This window comes from Albidovulum sediminis, assembly GCF_025380365.1.
GTDB classification, from domain to species: domain Bacteria; phylum Pseudomonadota; class Alphaproteobacteria; order Rhodobacterales; family Rhodobacteraceae; genus Albidovulum; species Albidovulum sediminis.
Genome location: NZ_JAOCQF010000001.1, coordinates 1,506,044 through 1,524,718, shown reverse-complemented (window position 1 = coordinate 1,524,718; position 18,675 = coordinate 1,506,044). Strand labels below are relative to the sequence as shown.

18 protein-coding genes and 1 tRNA gene are annotated in these 18,675 nt (G+C 65.5%); 10 read left to right on the top strand and 9 right to left on the bottom strand.

Annotation, left to right across the window (positions count from 1 at the left end):
* Window positions 1–44: 44 nt before the first annotated feature.
* The 9 genes from N5I32_RS07630 (at window position 45) to N5I32_RS07590 (ending at window position 9,921) form a co-directional block, all read left to right on the top strand.
* Complete coding sequence (locus tag N5I32_RS07630; protein WP_261494802.1) at window positions 45–1,283, top strand: aminotransferase class V-fold PLP-dependent enzyme; 1,239 nt, start codon at window positions 45–47, stop codon at window positions 1,281–1,283.
* Between the two features lie 10 nt (window positions 1,284–1,293).
* Entirely contained in the window at window positions 1,294–2,706 is a 1,413-nt protein-coding gene (locus N5I32_RS07625) for a cryptochrome/photolyase family protein (RefSeq protein WP_261494801.1), read from the top strand.
* A gap of 41 nt (window positions 2,707–2,747) precedes the next feature.
* A complete protein-coding gene (locus tag N5I32_RS07620; RefSeq protein WP_261494800.1) occupies window positions 2,748–3,962 on the top strand; it encodes an SAM-dependent methyltransferase in 1,215 nt (404 codons plus the stop codon).
* Window positions 3,962–4,402, top strand: a complete 441-nt coding sequence (locus N5I32_RS07615; protein ID WP_261494799.1) for a TrgA family protein — start codon at window positions 3,962–3,964, stop codon at window positions 4,400–4,402. The genes N5I32_RS07620 and N5I32_RS07615 overlap by 1 nt, the downstream gene beginning before the upstream one ends.
* A gap of 4 nt (window positions 4,403–4,406) precedes the next feature.
* Entirely contained in the window at window positions 4,407–5,534 is a 1,128-nt protein-coding gene (locus N5I32_RS07610) for an NUDIX domain-containing protein (protein ID WP_261494798.1), read from the top strand.
* 51 nt (window positions 5,535–5,585) lie between these two features.
* Window positions 5,586–6,617: a cysteine synthase A gene (locus tag N5I32_RS07605; protein ID WP_261494797.1), complete on the top strand. Its 1,032-nt coding sequence runs from the start codon at window positions 5,586–5,588 to the stop codon at window positions 6,615–6,617.
* Complete coding sequence (locus tag N5I32_RS07600; protein WP_261494796.1) at window positions 6,617–9,049, top strand: DUF3772 domain-containing protein; 2,433 nt, start codon at window positions 6,617–6,619, stop codon at window positions 9,047–9,049. Before N5I32_RS07605 ends, N5I32_RS07600 begins: the two co-directional genes overlap by 1 nt.
* Window positions 9,046–9,765 carry an alanyl-tRNA editing protein gene (locus N5I32_RS07595; protein ID WP_261494795.1) on the top strand — a complete coding sequence of 240 codons (720 nt, stop codon included), beginning with the start codon at window positions 9,046–9,048 and terminating at the stop codon, window positions 9,763–9,765. Before N5I32_RS07600 ends, N5I32_RS07595 begins: the two co-directional genes overlap by 4 nt.
* A gap of 66 nt (window positions 9,766–9,831) precedes the next feature.
* Window positions 9,832–9,921, top strand: a tRNA-Ser gene (locus tag N5I32_RS07590).
* 749 nt (window positions 9,922–10,670) lie between these two features.
* Here the strand turns inward: N5I32_RS07590 and N5I32_RS07585 are convergent.
* Window positions 10,671–12,314: an alpha/beta fold hydrolase gene (locus N5I32_RS07585; RefSeq protein ID WP_261494794.1), complete on the bottom strand. Its 1,644-nt coding sequence runs from the start codon at window positions 12,312–12,314 to the stop codon at window positions 10,671–10,673.
* 24 nt (window positions 12,315–12,338) lie between these two features.
* On the opposite strand from N5I32_RS07585, the gene N5I32_RS07580 reads away from it, so the two are divergent.
* Window positions 12,339–12,509, top strand: coding sequence for a hypothetical protein (locus tag N5I32_RS07580; protein WP_261494793.1), 171 nt, complete (start codon window positions 12,339–12,341; stop codon window positions 12,507–12,509).
* Between the two features lie 42 nt (window positions 12,510–12,551).
* Here N5I32_RS07580 and N5I32_RS07575 read toward each other — a convergent pair whose 3' ends face one another.
* The 8 genes from N5I32_RS07575 to N5I32_RS07540 all read right to left on the bottom strand — a co-directional run bounded on the left by N5I32_RS07575 (window position 12,552) and on the right by N5I32_RS07540 (window position 18,334).
* A complete protein-coding gene (locus tag N5I32_RS07575; protein ID WP_261494792.1) occupies window positions 12,552–13,190 on the bottom strand; it encodes an outer membrane protein in 639 nt (212 codons plus the stop codon).
* Window positions 13,191–13,281: 91 nt separating this feature from the next.
* Window positions 13,282–13,551, bottom strand: a complete 270-nt coding sequence (locus N5I32_RS07570; RefSeq protein WP_261494791.1) for a hypothetical protein — start codon at window positions 13,549–13,551, stop codon at window positions 13,282–13,284.
* Window positions 13,552–13,615: 64 nt separating this feature from the next.
* The gene (locus N5I32_RS07565; protein ID WP_261494790.1) at window positions 13,616–13,948 is read right to left on the bottom strand and encodes a hypothetical protein; all 333 of its coding nucleotides are present in this window, start codon (window positions 13,946–13,948) and stop codon (window positions 13,616–13,618) included.
* 51 nt (window positions 13,949–13,999) lie between these two features.
* A complete protein-coding gene (locus tag N5I32_RS07560) occupies window positions 14,000–14,692 on the bottom strand; it encodes a hypothetical protein (RefSeq protein WP_261494789.1) in 693 nt (230 codons plus the stop codon).
* 24 nt (window positions 14,693–14,716) lie between these two features.
* Window positions 14,717–15,715: an SH3 domain-containing protein gene (locus N5I32_RS07555; protein ID WP_261494788.1), complete on the bottom strand. Its 999-nt coding sequence runs from the start codon at window positions 15,713–15,715 to the stop codon at window positions 14,717–14,719.
* On the bottom strand, window positions 15,699–16,040 hold the full coding sequence (locus tag N5I32_RS07550) for a GlsB/YeaQ/YmgE family stress response membrane protein (RefSeq protein ID WP_261494787.1): 342 nt from the start codon (window positions 16,038–16,040) through the stop codon (window positions 15,699–15,701). Before N5I32_RS07550 ends, N5I32_RS07555 begins: the two co-directional genes overlap by 17 nt.
* A gap of 5 nt (window positions 16,041–16,045) precedes the next feature.
* Entirely contained in the window at window positions 16,046–16,963 is a 918-nt protein-coding gene (locus tag N5I32_RS07545; protein WP_261494786.1) for an SH3 domain-containing protein, read from the bottom strand.
* 486 nt (window positions 16,964–17,449) lie between these two features.
* Window positions 17,450–18,334 carry a LysR family transcriptional regulator gene (locus tag N5I32_RS07540; protein WP_261494785.1) on the bottom strand — a complete coding sequence of 295 codons (885 nt, stop codon included), beginning with the start codon at window positions 18,332–18,334 and terminating at the stop codon, window positions 17,450–17,452.
* Between the last annotated feature and the right edge of the window lie 341 nt (window positions 18,335–18,675).

Here is an 18,675-nt window from a genome sequence, read left to right as displayed (position 1 = left end):
CAGGGCGCGGGCAAGGATCGCCCGCAACGAAAGAGGTGTCCGACATGTCCCAGCTCCAGCTCGATTCCGTCTATGTCCGCAGCCAGTTCCCGGCGTTTTCCGAGCCTGCCCTTGCCGACAAGGCGTTCTTCGAGAATGCGGGCGGTTCCTATGCCTGCGGCCCGGTGATCGACCGGCTGACCAGGTTCTACCGTGAACGCAAGGTGCAGCCCTACGCGCCCTACGAGGCCGGGCGCCTGGGCGGGGAGGAGATGGACGAGGCGCGCCAGCGGCTGGCCGCGATGATGGGGATCGCCAAGGATGAGCTGAGCTTCGGCCCCTCGACGACCGCCAACACCTATGTGCTGGCGCAGGCCTTCCGCCGCTACCTGAAGCCGGGCGAGGCGATCGTGGTCACCGATCAGGACCACGAGGCGAACTCCGGCCCCTGGCGGCGGCTGGGGGAGGAGGGGGTCGAGGTCCGCGAATGGAAGATCGACCCGGCGACGGGGCATCTCGACCCCGCGCGGCTGGCGCCCCTTCTGGCCGACGGCAAGGTGCGGCTGGTCGCCTTCCCGCATTGTTCGAACGTGGTGGCCGAGATCAACCCGGTGGCCGAGATCGTGGCGATCGCCCATGCGGCCGGGGCCGCGACCTGCGTCGATGGCGTGAGCTACGCGCCCCACGGCATCCCCGATGTCGGCGCGCTCGGCACCGACATCTATCTTTTCTCGGCCTACAAGGTCTACGGGCCGCATCAGGGCATCATGGCCATTCGCCGCGACCTCGGGATGCGGTTGCCGAACCAGGGCCACTGGTTCAACGGTGAGGTGCTTTACAAGCGCTTCACGCCCGCCGGTCCCGACCACGCGCAGATCGCGGCCAGCGCGGGCATGGCGGATTATTTCGACGCGCTTCACGCCCACCACTTCCTGCGCGCCGAACCCGACCCGCGGGTGCGTGGCCAGCAGGTGCACGACCTGATCCGCGCGCATGAGGTGGCGCTGATCCAGCCGCTGCTCGACTACCTGGCGGCGCGCAACGATCTTCGCCTGATCGGCCCGCGCGATGCGGACCGCCGCGCCCCGACGGTCGCGGTGGCGCTCGACCGGCGTGCGGAGCCGGTGTCGGCAGCACTTGCGGCGCACGGCATCAACTGCTGGGCGGGGGATTTCTACGCGGTGCGGCCGCTGACGGCGATGGGCGTCGACCTCGACAAGGGCGTGCTTCGGCTCTCGGCCACGCATTACACCACCGCCGACGAGGTCGCGCGCCTGATCGCTGCACTCGACAAGGTGCTGTGAGCGGCGGGCGGTGAGCACGCGGCCGATCCTTCTGTGGTTCCGCCGCGACCTGCGGCTGGCCGACCATCCGATGCTGCACGAGGCCGCGCGCGCGGGCCGGCCGCTGATCCCGGTCGCGATCCTCGATCCGGTGGCCGAAGGCTGGGGGGCGGCCGCGATGTGGCGCTGGGGCGAGGGGCTGCGCGTCTTCGCCGGGACGCTGGCCGCGAAGGGGTCCCGCCTGATCCTCAGGCGGGGCGGGGCGGCAGAGGTGCTGGCGCGGCTGGCTGCGGAAACCGGGGCGGAGGCCGTCTGGTGGTCGCGCGCCTACGACCCCGAGGCGCGGGCGCGCGACGTGGCGGTGAAGGCGGCGCTCAGGGCGGCAGGGCTGGCCGCGCGCAGCTTTCCGGGCCACCTGCTTTTCGAGCCCGAGGCGGTCGCGACGGGGCAGGGGACCGGCTTCAAGGTGTTTTCGGCCTACTGGCGCGCGGCCTCGCGGCTCGACCCCGGCCGGCCGCTGCCTGCGCCCGGCACGCTGCCGGCGCCCTCTGCCTGGCCCGCATCGGACCGGCTGGACGATTGGCGGCCGGGCGCGGCGCTGAGGTCGGGCGCGGCGGTGGTGCGCGGCCATTCCGCGCCCGGCGAGGCGGCGGCGCTGAACCGCCTTGCGGAATTTCTGGGCACCACCCTCGCCCGCTATGCCGAAAGGCGGGACTTCCCCGCCGAGGCGGCGACGTCGGGCCTGTCGGAGTACCTGGCCCAGGGCGAGATTTCGCCCCGCACCATCTGGGCCGAAACCGCGCGGGCGGGCGGCAACGGCAAGTTCCTGTCGGAGCTTGGCTGGCGCGAGTTCGCCCACCACCTCCTCCACCATTCCCCCGACATGGCGCGGGAAAACTGGAACCGCGACTGGGACCGCTTTCCCTGGCGGGGCGAGAGCCCGGATGCGGAGGCCTGGCGGCGGGGCATGACGGGGGAGCCCTTCGTCGATGCCGCGCTGCGCGAGATGTATGTGACGGGCCGGATGCACAACCGCGCGCGCATGGTCGCGGCGTCCTACCTGACCAAGCACCTGCTGACCGACTGGCGCATCGGGCTTGCCTGGTTCGCCGATTGCCTGACCGACTGGGACCCTGCCTCCAACGCGATGGGCTGGCAGTGGGTCGCAGGCTCCGGACCCGACGCCGCGCCCTACTTCCGCGTCTTCAACCCCGAGACGCAGGCCGAGAAGTTCGACCCCTTGCAGCTTTACCGCCGCCGCTGGATCGCCGAGGGGCAGGCCCACCCCCCGGCCGAGGCGCTTTCCTACTTCGCGGCCGCGCCAAGGGCCTGGGGCCTTGACCCCTATGCGCCCTATCCGCGGCGCCGGATCGAGCCCGCGGCGGGGCGCCAGCGCGCGCTTGACGCGCTTGCGCAGTGGAAGACGCTGAAATTGTTGCCCTGAGGCCGGGGTTTCGGTTACTGATTCTGCCTGAGGGGGGAGCCATGGACGCACTTTCTTCGACCGAGGGACAGAAGAACCTGCCACGTTACTTCGCGCAGACCTTCCGCATCGCCAGCGAGCTGGAGCGGGGGCGGCTCGATTTCGTGCTCGACGACGGGCGGTGCTTTCGCGCCGAGGGCCGTGCGCCCGGCTATGTCGCGGAGATCCGCGTTCATGATCCCGACGTCTTCGCCCGCCTGATCCGCGAGGGGGATCTGGGCTTTTGCGATGCCTATCTCGACGGCGGCTGGACGACGCCCGACCTTCAGGCCTTCATGGACCTTGTCCACGATCACAACGAACGCCTGTATGACGGGTTTCCGGGCATGGGGCTGGTGCGCTTCTACGAACGGATGCGCCATTTCCTGAAATCGAACAGCAAGCGGCAGGCGAAGAAGAACATCGCCTATCACTATGACCTCGGAAACGATTTCTACCGTCTCTGGCTCGACGAGAGCATGACCTATTCCTCCGCGCTCTTTACCAGCGGGCAGGAAAGCCTGGAGGCGGCGCAGAAGGCCAAATACGCCTCGATGGTGGACCGGATCGGTGCGCAGCCGGGGGATCACGTCCTCGAAATCGGCTGCGGCTGGGGCGGGTTCTGCGAATACGCCGCGCGCGAACGCGGGTTGAAGGTCACCGCGCTGACCATCTCGAAGGCGCAACGCGAATACGCGCTGGCGCGGATGGCGCGGGCCGGGCTTTCCGACCGGGTGGAGATCAAGCTGCAGGACTATCGCGACGAACGCGGCACCTATGACGGCATCGCCTCGATCGAGATGTTCGAGGCGGTGGGCGAGAAATACTGGCCCGTCTACTTCGATACGGTGCGCGACCGGCTGAAGCCGGGGCGCAACGCGACGCTTCAGATCATCACGCTCCAGGACCGGCGCTTCGACACCTATCGCAAGGGCGTGGACTTCATCCAGAAGTACATCTTCCCCGGCGGCATGCTGCCCAGCCCCACGGCGCTGCGCCGGGAAATCGCCCGTGCGGGGCTGGGTCTTGTCGGATCGTTCGAATTCGGGGAAAGCTACAGCCAGACCCTGCGCCGCTGGCATGACACCTTCAACGCGCGCTGGGAGGACGTCTCCAAGATGGGATTCGACGAAAGGTTCAGGCGGATGTGGAACTTCTACCTGACGTCCTGCGCGGGCGCCTTCCACGGCGGCAACTGCGACGTGACGCAGATCACCGTCACCAGGCCGGCCGTCTGATGCCCACGGCAGCCAAGCTTGTCGGCGCGCTCGCCTTCGCCCTGCTCGCGTTCTTCACCGCGCAGATCGTGGTTCCGCACCTGCCCGAAGGCACCAAGTATGATTACATGTGGCAGGTCGCCGCCGTGGTCGGCATGGCCTGCGGCTGGATGATCATGGGGCCGATGACCCGGCGGGGCTATGTCCGCTCGGTCGGATCGGGGATGAAGACGGCGGTGATCGCCACGGCCTGGGCGCTGCTCGTCTACGCGATCGGGGAGATGCTGCGCCAGACCCTGCGCAACATGTACGACGGCCCGATGGAGGCGGTGGTCGACATTGCGCGGATCTTCATCAAGTTCGGCGCCTTCGTGCTGTTCCCCGATGTGCTGGCGGTGCTGCTGGTGGGCGGCGGGCTGGCCGGCATGCTGACCGAATGGGCCGCCAAGCGCTGGGACTGACATCTTGGCCGATCTCTTCTTCTACGGCACCCTGTGCCATCCTCCGCTGCTGGCGGCGGTCCTGGGGCGCGAGGTTCCGGTCACGCCTGCGCGGCTTGCCGGGCATTCGGTCTTCTGGGCGGCGGGGCAGAACTTTCCACTGATCGTGGAGGGTGGCGCGGGCGCCGAGGGCGTTCTGGCCGAAGGGCTGGGGCCCGAAGACCTGGCGCGGCTGGATCACTACGAGGGCGGGTTCGACTACCGCACGCGTGACCTGGCGGTGGACGCGGGCGGGCGCCGGGTGGTGGCGCGCGTCTATTTTCCCGACGCCGGGCGGTGGCAGCCGGGCGCGCCCTGGCGGCTTGAGGATTGGGTGGTGCACTGGGGCGCGGTCGCGGTCGAGGCGTCGGCCGAGGTGATGAGGCTGATGGGGACACGTTCCGCGCGCGACATCGCGCGCCGTTACCGGATGATCCTGATGCACGCGGCCTCGCGCCTGAGAGCGCGGGAGAGGGGGCCCGCGCGCCTGCGCCGCCGCGCCGTTGAGGGCGATGTCGTGGTCTCGGCCTGGCGCCAGCCCTATGCCCGCTTCTTCGCGGTCGAGGAATACGACCTCGGTTTCCGCCGCTTCGACGGCACGATGAGCGAGACGGTGAACCGCGCGGCCTTCATCTCCTCCGACGCGGCGGTGGTGCTGCCCTACGACCCGGTCCGCGACCGCGTGCTCCTGATCGAGCAGTTCCGCACCGGCCCCTTCGCGCGGGGCGACGGCGAACCCTGGCTGATCGAGGCGATCGCGGGCCGGGTCGATCCCGACGAGACGCCCGAGGAGGCCGTCCGGCGCGAAGCCGTGGAAGAGGCGGGACTGGTCCTGTCGGACCTGATCCCGGCCGCACATTACTATCCCACGCCGGGCGCCAAGGCGGAGTATCTTTATACCTTCATCGGTCTTGCCGACCTGCCCGACGGCGCGGCCGGGCTCGGCGGGGTCGAGGGCGAGGCCGAGGACATCCGCGCGCATCTGGTGGGGTTCCCCGATCTCATGGACCTGATCGCGAGCGGCGAGGTCAACAACGCGCCTCTCCTCATCCTCGGGATGACGCTTGCGCGCGAGCGCGCGGCAATCCGGGCCCGCCACGGTCGCGGGGCTTGAGGTCCAGCGCCCACCGTCCTAGGTATGGACCGACCAACGGGAGAGTTGCGGATGCGCATTCACAAGGATCTGGCCGAGGCGGTCGGCAACACGCCGCTGGTGCGCCTGCACCGGGCGAGCGAGCAGACGGGTTGCGAGATTCTCGGCAAGGCCGAGTTCATGAACCCCGGCCAGTCGGTCAAGGACCGCGCCGCGCTTTTCATCATCCGCGACGCGGTGGCGAAGGGGCTTCTGAAGCCCGGCGGCACCATCGTGGAGGGGACGGCGGGCAACACCGGCATCGGGCTTGCGCTGGTGGGCGCCTCGCTCGGCTTCCGCACGGTCATCGTCATTCCCGAGACGCAGAGCCAGGAAAAGAAGGACATGCTGCGGCTCGCGGGCGCCGAACTGGTGCAGGTGCCGGCAGCACCCTATTCCAACCCGAACAACTACGTCCGCTATTCCGGCCGACTGGCCGCCGCGCTGGCGCAGACCGAACCGAACGGCGCGATCTGGGCCAACCAGTTCGACAACGTCGCCAACCGCCAGGCCCATGTCGAGACGACCGGGCCGGAGATCTGGGAGCAGACCGGCGGCAAGGTCGACGGCTTCGTCTGCGCCGTGGGGTCGGGGGGTACGCTGGCGGGCGTGGCGATGGCGCTGCAGCCCAGGGGGGTGAAGATCGGTCTGGCCGACCCCGAAGGGGCGGCGCTTTACAGTTTCTACACGACGGGCGTGCTCAAGTCCGAAGGCTCCTCCATCACCGAGGGGATCGGGCAGGGGCGCATCACCGCCAACCTCGAGGGGTTCACCCCCGACATGGCCTGGCGCATCCCCGACAGCGAGGCGCTACCCATCGTCTTCGACCTTCTGGCGGAAGAGGGGCTGTGCCTGGGCGGGTCGTCGGGCATCAACGTCGCGGGCGCCATCCGCATGGCGCGCGAGATGGGGCCAGGCCACACCATCGTCACCGTGCTCTGCGACTACGGCAACCGCTATCAGTCCAAGCTGTTCAACCCCGATTTCCTGCGCGCCAAGGGCCTGCCGGTTCCGTCCTGGCTTGACAGCGAGCCGCGGGACCTGCCCTCGGTCTTCGAAGGCTGATGCGGGGACTGCGCCTTCTCCTGATCGTTCTTCTCGCGGCACTTGCGGCGCCGGCGGGGCTCACCGGTCCGTTCGCCGGGGCGGCGATGGCGCAGGAGGCGCCGGCCGCGCCGGACTATGCGCAGTGGGAGAAGGACGCGGCCCTGGCCGAACAGGTGCTGGAGGAAGACCGCGCCTCGAACCAGGCGATGGAACAGCTGCGCCAGCGCATCGTCGACTGGCGCGCCCGGTTCGCCGCGGTCCAGTCGGCCAACCAGCAGCGGATCGAGACCCTGCGCAGCCAGATCGCGGCGCTGGGCGCGGCGCCCAGCGAAGGCCAGTCCGAAGCCCCCGAGATCGCGGAACGCCGGTCGGCGCTGAACGATCAGCTTGCCAAGCTGGAGGCGCCGGGCATCGCCGCGGTCGAGGCGCACAGCCGCGCCGAAGGCATCATCCGCGAGATCGACTCGCTGATCCGCGACCGCCAGGCCGATGCGCTCCTGAAGCTGTCGCCGTCGCCGGTGAACCCGATCAACTGGCCGGCCGGCGCGGCGGTCCTGACGCAGGGGCTGAAGACCCTTTGGGGCGAAACCGTCGGGGCATGGGAAAACCCCGCGCGGCGGACGGAGTTGCGCAACAACCTGCCCGTCATCATCCTCTACCTTGCAATCGCGGGTATCCTCGTCCTGCGCGCGCCGGGCTTCATCGGCAACATGACCGCGCGCCTTCATCGCTCGAACTCGATGCGCACCCGCGCGCTGGCCGCGACGATCCTGTCGCTGGGGCAAGTCGTCGTGCCGGTCCTCGGCGTGCTCCTTCTGGTCATGGCCACCAGGGCGACCGGCATGACGGGGCTCAGGTCGGGCGAACTGATCGGGGCGCTGCCCGAGGCGGCGGCGGCCTTCTTCCTCGCGCGGTGGCTCGGTGCCTCGGTCTTCACCGGCGGCACGACGGCACCCATCGTGGTGGAGCGTCCGGCCGAGGCGCGCTTCCACGCCAGCATGCTGGGCGTCGCAGCCGCGCTCGAGGTGATGCGGGTGGCCTTCGCCACCGACGTGCGCCCGCCGCTGTCGCAGGCGGCGCAATCGGTCTGGGCCTTCCCGGTCGCCGTCCTTGTCGCCGTCTTCCTGTTCCGTCTCGGCCACCTCATCCGCCGCCGCGAAGGCGCGCTCGACACCGACGAACGCGCCTTTGGCGCGCGCATCCAGAAGCTGTTCGGCACCGCGCTTGTCGCCGCCTCGGTGGTCTCGCCGCTGCTTGGCGCGGTGGGCTATGTGGCGGCGTCGAACGCGCTCATCTGGCCCGCGCTCGGCACGCTGGCGCTCGTTGGCCTCGTCATCGTCCTGCACCGCTTCCTGACCGACATCTACTTGGTCGTGTCGCGCTCCGGCGAAGAGGGGCGCGAGGCGCTGGTCCCGGTCCTGCTCGTCTTCGTCCTGGCGCTGTCGGCGCTGCCGGCGCTGGCGCTGATCTGGGGCGCGCGCACCGCCGACCTGTGGGAGGCCTGGAATCGCTTCCGCGGCGGCATCGTGCTGGGCGAGACGCGGATCTCGCCGACCTCGTTCCTGACGCTCGTTGCGGTCTTTGTGATGGGCTACCTCGCCACCCGGCTAGTGCAGGGTGCGCTGAAGTATTCGGTCCTGCCGCGGACCAACCTGGAAAAGGGCGTCCAGAACGCGCTGGCCGCCGGCGTGGGATATGTCGGGATATTCCTGGCCGCGCTCGTCTCGATCACCGCCGCGGGGCTCGATCTTTCCTCGCTGGCCATCGTCGCGGGCGCGCTGTCGGTGGGCATCGGCTTTGGCCTGCAGAACATCGTCCAGAACTTCGTCTCGGGCATCATCCTCCTGATCGAGCGGCCGATCTCCGAGGGCGACATGATCGAGGTCAACGGCCAGTTCGGCATCGTCAAGGGTATCTCGGTCCGCTCGACCTGGATCGAGACCTTCGACCGCACCGACGTGATCGTGCCGAACGGCGACCTCGTGTCGGGCGTGGTCACCAACCTGACGCGGGGCAATCTGACCGGTCGCCTCATCCTCAAGGCCGGGGTGGCCTACGGCAGCGACACGCGGCGGGTGGAGGCGATCCTGAAGGAGATCGCCAATGCCCAACCTCTGGTCCTTGTCGATCCCGCGCCGGCGGTGATCTTCACCGACCTCGGCGCCGATTCCCTGAACTTCGAGGTGCGCGCGATCCTGTCGGACGTGAACTTCAAGAACGTGGTCCTGTCGGAGATGAACCACGAGATCGTCCGCCGCTTTGCCGAGGAGGGGATCGAGATTCCATTCGCCCAGCGCGACATCTGGATCCGCAACCCCGAGGCGCTGCGCGGCGAGGCGCGGGTCGCCGCGCCCGCACCCGCAACGCCCGCCGCACCCGAGGCGCGCAGGACACCCGACCCGCGCCTGATCCACAATGACCCGAGCGAGGACGAGGAAGGCGACAGATGACGGACCCGGTGTTCCGAACCGATGCCTACCTGCGTGAGGCGCCCGCACGGGTCGTCGGCCACACGCCCGAGGGCGGGATCGTGCTTGATGCGACGATCTTCTACCCGACGTCGGGCGGACAGCCGGGCGACAGCGGCACGCTGGGCTTCGGGGATGCGCAGATCGCCATTGCGACGGCCGTCAAGGGCGAGGACGGCGCCATCGTTCTGGTGCCCGAGGCGCCGGGCCCGCTGCCGGAGCCGGGCACCGGGGTGACCCAGACGCTCGACTGGGACCGCCGTCACCGCCACATGCGCGTGCACACCGCGTTGCACCTGCTGTCGGTGGTGATCCCCCTGCCGGTGACCGGCGGGCAGATCGGTGCCGACAAGGGGCGGCTCGATTTCCTGATGCCGGAACCGCCCGCCGACCCCGCCGCGATCGAGGCGGCGCTGAACGCGCTCATCGCCCGCGACCTGCCGGTGACCGACGACTGGATCACCGACGCCGAACTTGCGGCGAACCCGGGGCTGGTCAAGACGATGTCGGTCCAGCCGCCGATGGGGCAGGGCCGGGTCCGGCTCGTTCGGATCGGGGCCGGGGCGGATCAGGTGGACCTGCAGCCCTGCGGCGGCACCCATGTCGCGCGCACGGGCGAGATCGGACGGGTGACGCTGGGCAAGATCGAGAACAAGGGCCGCCAGAACCGCCGCGTGAACATCCTGCTTGCCCCCTGAAAAGTCGCGGATTTCCGGCCGCCCCCCTTGCGCGGCACCACTTTACCCCTGTAAAGAACGCGCCACGGACAGATGGCCGAGTGGTCGAAGGCGCACGCCTGGAAAGTGTGTAGGCGGGGAACCGTCTCGAGGGTTCGAATCCCTCTCTGTCCGCCATTTGCCTTTGCGAAAGCGTTCTCCCGATCCGGCTGCGGCCGGATTATTTCGTTTTTTTCGAGGGTTATGCAGGGTGGGCTGAGCACCGGCATAGGTGCCAATAGGCCCGAAAGCGGTCTCTCAGGGGCGATATTCTCAGAACCTCATGACTGCGCGGATTTGGTGAATAGCTTTCAACCATTAGAACTTAATAGGTTTTTCCGACGCCCCACCTGAACACTTCGACACAAATCGCGACCGGTGCAATGGAACTGAAATCCAACATATACCGCGTGCCAACCAAGAGCCGCTTCGCCGATGAGCATGCGTGAAGCCAGTCATCCGGACGGCCAAATGTGAAGGAGACAAGTGCCTTTTCTGCGGCCAGTCTCTTTGCCGAAAAGGGCGGAGAGCGGAAGTTCGCTGCATTGATCTCCAAGGTCTGCACTGCGAATTGGGCACTCAGCCTGCGGTCTTCATTCCTTCCTAAAGTTTACACATCTTGCCAAACTGTCCCGACCTCGCAAAGTGATGGATCGTAGCCATAACGGCATGGGCGATCAGGTAGACCGACACGAGGTTGGCAAGCGCGAAGTGAACGGTCATGGCCAGCGGACCATCGCATTCGGGCGATTTAGGTCCTGCTCAGACCTGCGCCGCATGCTGAACGATGCGCAGCCTCTTCTGGCTTGGTGTGAATTACCAGTTGCGACGGGAAAGTTAAGCTGAAGGGGCAGGCCTAGACAGCTGCGCGGCGCGAGCAGACAAAGTCAATCGGGATCCACGCTGATCGAGAAATCCGGCAAGACGAAGCCGCGTTTGGGAGTCTCGCCTACGCAGCTCGCATCGACTTCCGCCTCAGGATCTGCAACGAACACGCGAACGATCTGGGCTGCACAGGTGTTGACCTCGGCCAGTTGGACATGCGTTCCCTCCCAGAACGTCACAAGGGTAGCCTTGGGAAGCGCTTTGGCCACCTCAAGGCTTCGCGCCGTCGGCGTGCGCACGTCCAGCCAGCCGCTGAGGATCAGCGTAGGCACATCAACCACGGGGTCAACATCGGTTGCGTCAGGAAGCGGCGGAACATCGACACTCTCGCAATACATCAGGTATTCATCGAGAACCGCCTCACCGAAGACACGCGCGAAGGCGGAAGCCCCCTCGGGGATGACCATGTCCTTGTCCGAGGTGACGGGGTCGTCGGAGCAGACCACAGCGGCGTGCATCAGGGTCACAATACCACCTTGCGCGTTGCGCGCAGCGACGATTTTCGGGCCGACAACCTCGCCGAGAACAGTCGCCATGGACTGCCGACCGTCCGCCACTGCCATGTGCAACATTGCGGGCAGGGACCGGATAAAGATCTGGCCGGTCTGCATCTCGTAGACCGCCATGGCGAAGTCCTCTTCGTTCAGGGACAGCGAGACCGTCGTCTCTGGGTTACTCGGGTCCGTAAAGCTTGCCGGGATCGGGCCATCCGCAAACAGCGCCATTGCCTGGTCCAGCAGTGCCCGGATGTCGTAGGCTTCTGCGCACTTTCCATCGGCCTCGCAGGTTGCAACCAGGTGCTCCAGCCCTTCGTCGACGTTGATGACCCGGTCCTGCATCCAGCTTCGGACCGACAACGCACTGGCCCCGTCGAGAACTACTGCTGCAAGCGTCTCGGGATAATCCCGCATCATATGCTGGCCGAGCTGCGAACCATAAGACGCCCCGTAATAGATGATCTGATCGTAGCCGAGGGATTGGCGGGCAAGATCGATGTCGGCGGCGATGGCAAGACTGTTGTATTGCGACAGATCGATTCCGTGGCTTCGTGCCTGCGCAACACAATCGGCGAGGACCGAGTGGGAAAGGGAGCGCCCAGCCTCCCGGTCGAGCCCAAGCTGGTTGACCATCCAGGGCAGGCGGTGCACCAGCGGGCAATCAAGTCGCGGGACGCTGTGCATCGATCCTCGTTGTTCCAGGATCACGATGTCGCGGTCTTCGCGCAGAGGACCAAGCATCTCGTCTGAGAACAAGCTGAACGTGACGGGCTGCAAAAGGGAATTGCCCGGGCCGCCCGACAACATGAAGATCGGCGCAGCATCTGCAGGCCGCCTTGCGGGAAGGCGGACGAAGCCCAGCCGGATTGTACGATCAGAGGGAGCGACATGGTTCTCCGGGACGACCACGTAGCCGCATTCGAATGGGCCGATAGGCTCCCTCATCTCTGGAAACGGGGCCACAAAACAGGGCTGCACGGTTTCGATCGGCGCCTGAGTCTCGGCCACGGCGCGATGAAATATCGACAAGTTGAAGAGGATTGAAACTAGTCCCAGAATGAGACTCGTCAGGAATGGGGGCAAAAGCGCCTTGCCTCTATCTGCCGCCGAGACGGGTGAAGTCATGGAACGAGGCCCGAGCGGTTTCATCCTGAGATGTCCTTTGGCTTAGGAATGCTGACGGTTGCCCAACTGCTGGAACTCCGGGCATTTGCGAAGCGCGAAGTATTCAAGAAAGATGCGCCGATGACCCAGCGGCACACGGCAAGCACGCGCGAATGCATCCATGCAATTCCTGCATGCGGTCAGTCGCCGATGACCCAAGAGCAGGCCATCGCTGGCTGAGCGGAGATCGTCAAGATGGCCGCTCAGCCCGGTGGTGTGTCATCAGAACCGGATCGCGATGTTCAATCCTGCCGTCGTCGGCTCCACGACGGTGTTCGAGATGGCAAGCGGTCCGCCGAAATCGTCGAACTTGTGCCGAAGGACCTCTACACCGACCGTGACACGGTTTCCGACAAGCACGTCCGCACCGATTCCGTAGAAGTAGCCACTACTGGAATCCGACTGGGACACCGCCGGGTTCGTGATGTCGATCTTTGCATAGCCAGCGGTTCCGTAGATCAGGACGCGACCGAGATCGAAGCCGACTTCCGGACCGACCCTGAGCATGCTGTCAACGTCGAGGTCCGTTGGCAGCAGCGCGCCGCCGGACCAGGTGAAGTCGCCCTTCACATAGTCAAGCTCACCGCCAACAACGAGCCGACCGAAATCTCGCCGATATCCTGCAAACACGCCAGCCACATTGCCATCGAGATCCAGAGCAAGCCCTGGCGGTGTAAGAGAACCACCACCCGTGAGGTTTTCATATTGGCCACCGGCATAGAATCCAGTCCAGTCGATGCCGGCTGGCGCGGGGGCGGCGGGAGCCATGACTACGGGCTCGGGCGCAGGCGTGACCGGGCCACCGGCATAGGCCGTCGATGATCCGATTGCCAGGGCGCCAAGTGCTAGTGCAACCTTCATTTCATTCCTTTCTCTCTGACAAGTACCGGTCGTGCGACGTCTCAAATGGAGGCATCACTTTCTCCGCCCCAGTTTTCCCGGGGGCGAGGCTTCAGTTTCGTGCCCAGCGGCACAAGAGGGCCAGCAGGCCGATGTTCACAAGCGGCGCGAGCGCGGCGAGCCAAGGCCAGGTCGATTGCGGCGCAAGGTCCACAAACCGGTTCCACGGCCATCCCAGTGGCACCAGAAACACTCCGGACAGCGGGTCGCGGGTCTGACCGAACAGCCCGAACGTCCCGACAAGGAAGATCACCAGTGCAAGCAGGTACAGCACTGCGAAAGCTCGCAGCACCCAACCGCAGATCAGGACACCTTGCGCCATCCCATCGGTCCCTTTCGGAACGCGGGGGGCGGCACGCGCCGCCCGCCCTCACTCGCTACCAACCCTACGCCGCGCCTTCGCTGCCAAGGAACATGACCGACGCGCCCCGCCCGTCGTTCGAGACCAGGCAGCGCCAAGGCGCACCGTTCGCACCCACGCGCATGTAGACGCCCACGTTCGCTTCCGAGTACTCGGTGCCGACGACAGTGACGTTGCCGTCGACCTGCTGCGCCAGCGTGTTCTGGCACACATTTACCGCCGTGCTGCTCACGGCGGGATCGAAGGTCGTGATCATCGACGGCCCTGCAGGCGAGGTCGGCATGCCCGTATCTTCGACGCAGGCCCCCAAGGCGGCCAGCGCGGTGACTGCAAGAACGGCCTTGATGGATTGGAACATTTCTTTCCCCTTGTTCCCATTGTTGAACTCAGTGTCTCAGTCGCTGGCGGCTCAACCGCCGATCAGTAGGGCGTCGACCACCTCGAAACGTGCGTCGCCCACGGTGACGATCTGGATGTCGCCGTCGCGCGTGACGCTCAGCTTGGCGCCGCCATCGGCTTCGGACTCGTCGTACCGGATGATCTCGCCGTTCTCGAAGTAGAGGACGCGGCTACCGGTATCGGGCCAGAACACGAAGAGGGCACCGTTGCCGTTCCCTTCGCGCACGACGCCTGCATCACATTGCCCGGCACCGGTTCCCGGCCGTTCGCAATTGATGATGGAGCTTGCCGTGAAGCTTGAGCCTTCGGGAAGGACGCCGCCTACTGGCCGCTCATAGTTCGGCATGTCGGCACCGCCGCTGACGCCACCAGACTGCAGCGTCGCCAACTGATCGGACCCGTCGACGAAGAACTCGGTCAGCCGCAGCTCCTTGGCGGGGAAGCCACAGCGGACTTCCGCGACATAGTTTCCAAGATCCAACGTGCCACCCGCCGTGCGGCTGCCGTCCACGCGCGGATCGTCGGCGCGCATGTCGGCCACGGCGTCGAAGTTGTTGAAGAACTGCCGGGCAGCATCCGCGCAGGCTCCGGCAACGTCGTCCTGAGCAGATGCGGGCGCAGCGAGGATGAGACAGGCCAATGACGCGCCGATGACGCCCTCTGGAAGACGGCGACGGCGTATGGATTGTGTGCTTTGCGACATAGTGACTTGCTTTCGTTCAAAGGATTATCGTTTGACGCCCAGGATCACCTGATATGTCCGGGTCCTGTCGCCGCTGTTGGTGATCTCGATCACATGGTCGCCGGACTGCCAGAGTTGGCCCTGGTAGCCCTTCGAGGCAGGACCGCGGTCCATGAGCGAGCCATCGGGATTGAGAATGCGCCAGGTCACCGAGGAACTGCTCGATCCCAGATTGAAGAAAAGGAACTGCCCCTTTCTTGCCCCCAGCAAATAGCGACGGACCGAGTTCCCCTTGAGCGACTCGTTGAACTGGACGCCGGTTTCCCCCGCCGGGAAGCGGATACGGGCGGTGGTCGTCGCTGCCGGACCGGGCGGCTCGGGCAGTTGGGTGGCCGTACCGCCATCGGATGCCACGCCCCTGGACAGATAGCGGGCACTGACCCAGCCCTGCTCGCGCATGTCCGTCTGCATTTCGATCAGGCACCAGGTCGCGCCGCCTGGGTTCTCACACCGCAGGCGCTTGACCCTGTCGCCATTCGCCAGCGCGCCGATGATCCGGAATCCGGTCCCGGGGCCGCTGCGAACGTTCAGCACGTCTCCGGCAGATAGACCTGTAACCCGGACGATCGCGGCATCGACCCCCGTCGCCCCGCCGGTCCCGCCTGCATTTCCGCCGGGAAGGAAGCCGTTCTGCTTCCGGCCCTCAGCGACGAACTCGACCATCCGGCGACCGGAACTGTTGTAGGAGCAGGCAAAGTCGGCGGCCCGGGTCTCCAGGTAGATCCGGCCATTGATCGCATGCGTTCCATCGACCCGGCGCCCGTTGTACTGCATTTCGGTTGCCGCAGTGAAGTCGCGATAGAAGGTCTGGGCCACGCTTGAACATTCGTTCTGCATGAAATCGACCGACTGGGCCGGGGCTTCTGTTGCAGTCAGGGCGAGGCAGGCCAGAGCGCCAATGAGTAGGCTGCGCGGTTGGGATGTCTTGGAATAGAACATAGTCGCAAGTCTCCCTTTCAGTGGGCCGTCATGCCCGGCGGACAAGCTTGAGGACGACCAGGATGAGGACAGCTCCCGCAAGGGCGGCCAGGAAGGCACCGAACCAACCGCCACCGAGCGTGATGCCGAGTTTTGGCAGCAGGTAGCTGGCCAGCATGGAGCCGCCCACGCCCGCAAGGATGTCGGTTAACAGGCCCGAACCGCTGCCCTTGACGATCAAGCTTGCCAGCCAGCCGATCACCGCCCCGATCAGGATCGCCATGATCATTCCGGCGACAAATCCGATTCCGGCACCGACCGTCTCAGGAGAAACCTGCGCGAAGGCTGGGGACGCGAGCAATACGGCGAGAAGTCCGGTTCCGTATCGCATGGCCCTCACTCCACCCCGATGATGACGTCGTAGGTCATCGTGCTTCCGCTGCGGTTGAACACCTCGATGACGTGATCCCCGGACTGCCACAGCTGCCCGCGGTACTCCATGTCGGCGCGGATCTCATCCACCAGTGCGGTGTGATTTGGGTTGAGGATGCGGTAGGACAGTCCTGGCCCGCCCGCGTCGATGCGGACATAGAGATCCTGCCCGTTCGAAGCCCCCACAACGAAGCGGTGCGATTTCCCCGCGTCCAGACTGTCGGTGAACTCGGTTCCCGAGGAGCCACGCGGGAAGCGCACGCGCTCGGCGGTATGACCGGCATCCTTGCCCGCATGGACCGGCGTTGCACGCGCCGAACGGACCGGCCCGGTGCCTTCGACCAGAAACTCCGAAGCCGCCCAACCTGAAACATCCCCATCCGAGATGTGGCACCAGCTGCGCCCGTCCGACTGCCGGCACCCGCGGTTCTCAACCACAGCCCCGTTCGGAAGGATGCCGACGGTCGGCGACAACGTGGAGGGTTGTGAGTGCACCTTAAGCCTTGTATCGACGCTGACAGTGAAATGGTCCGGACCGCCGGCGCCGCCCTCGGGTGCCATCGGCTCCATCGGCGCCTCGGCACTCTGGACGCCCAGAACCGTGCAGACCCCGTTTGACCCACCGGGGCCGGTAAAATTCACAATCAGATCGCGACCGCCGCCTTCATGGCTGATGCTGATGATCAGGCTCTCCATCCGGGCCTGATAATAGTGTTCGTTGAACCGCTCGACGTCCATCACCGCACCATTGATGCGGACGGTGCCAGTGCTGTCGGCGTCGACATAATTCTCAAGACATTGGGCGGAAAACACCGGCATTTCGGCGAAAGCGGCAGACGGAAGGATAACTGCCGTCACCAGAAAGAAGGAACGAAACGCCATTTTCATCTCCCTTGCATGAACCTGTTTCCTGTTCCGAGCTGGCAATGCTCGGCGCCTTGGTATTGCGCGGTACGCGCGCCAGAACCTACTAACCTGTCTGCTCGTCAACCGGCTGGGTGGATCAAGCCACCCTTTCCCGTCGCGCAGCTGCAAAGAATTGGCGACGCGCGAAGAGAACTGAGTAAGTCTCTACGAACACAAGGCCCCGCGCCTTGAAACAGATCAGAACCTTCTCGACTTTCCGACTGGATTGCCGAACAAGAGTTGAGCTGGAATACAGGAAAGTCTGCACAAGAAATCGGCGCCCCATTGCACGAAAATGCGCCAGAACCTTTTGATTAACATGCAGTTCTTGGGACATTAGTACCACCCTCCGGATTTCTCTAAGGAACCGGATGGGTGGTCTGGTGTCAATTGAGCGATCTTGTATATAGTTGAGCCAAAATCAAACTTTGACTGTCGTAGTCGTTCGATTGCTCTGCCTATTCAGGACTTCTGCGCACGGATCCACCGCGAAAACAACCTGATGGGGTACTCTTGCTCTCTGGCCGACTTGAAGCACAGCCGGTATGTCCGCCCAGCAGGCATGGACAACGGGTGGATCGTGACCAGGCTTCCGTCTGCAAGGCCCTCCTTGGCCATGAAGTCCGGAAGAAGTGCCGCGCCAAGTCCAGCCCGCGCCGCTTCGCGGGCGAGGATGTAGTGCGAACAGAAAAGCCAGTCGCCCTGCTTCTTCGCAACCATCATGCCGCCGGACATCACGTCGAATCTGTTCCATTCTGCGCCGGGCGCGGTGGCCTGAGTGTCAGTGGTAATGAGGGCAAGCCCCTCGGGATCGCCACCGGCGAGCGCTGCGGGAGAGGCGACGGCAACCAGTGTCTCTTCATGAAACGGCACGGCCTGGACCCCGCCCCCCAAAGTGGCTGTCGTGATGGCAACGTCAAAGCCCGTTTCGATGGTCTGCGGGTCAAGCGTGTACATCGTCAATTCTACGTCGACGTCCGGGTAGGCCGTTCTGAACAAGGGAAGGCGCGGCGCCAGCCAGTACGGACCGAAGGCCGAACAGACCGAGATCCGGAGTGTATGTCGTCCCTTGCCCACAGCGGTATTGAGGCTTGCGTCAAGCAACCGCAGGACCTGCGACACGTCCTGCGCCAGAAGTCTGCCGGTGTCGGTCAGGGTCAACCGCCTCCCGGTCTTCACGACCAGGGGTTCACCGATAAACGTCGCCAGTTCGTTCAACTGATGACTGACAGCACTGACCGAAACACCGAGCTCGCCGGCTGCCTCGGCCAGCGTTCCGCGACGCGCGAACGCGTCGAGGTGTTGGAGGCTCCTCAGAAGTCCCGGGTTGCGCTGAAACCGTTCCATTGCGTCTCCAAGCCGCAGAGGGCCGCGACTGAATCAACATTCGAGAGTGTTCACCCAGAACGGCTTCGCTATGCAATCGCCAATCTCTGGCCGAGGACACCCCCCAGTTTGGTCCGAGGAATGCAGCATGCGTTGCGAAGATTCCTGCGCTAGGGTCGGACTCATTCTTGAATTGTAGCCAGAACATGATGTTGGCGGAGAGGTCAACGGCGAAGACGAACATTCTGGCGGATCGGTCGTAGCGGGTCGCGACCCTGCCCCTGTCCTTCTAGCAGCCGAAAATGATCTGCAACTGTTGGGAGCAGTGCTTGTGATTGTCGCGTTCTGGCAGGCACAGGCTC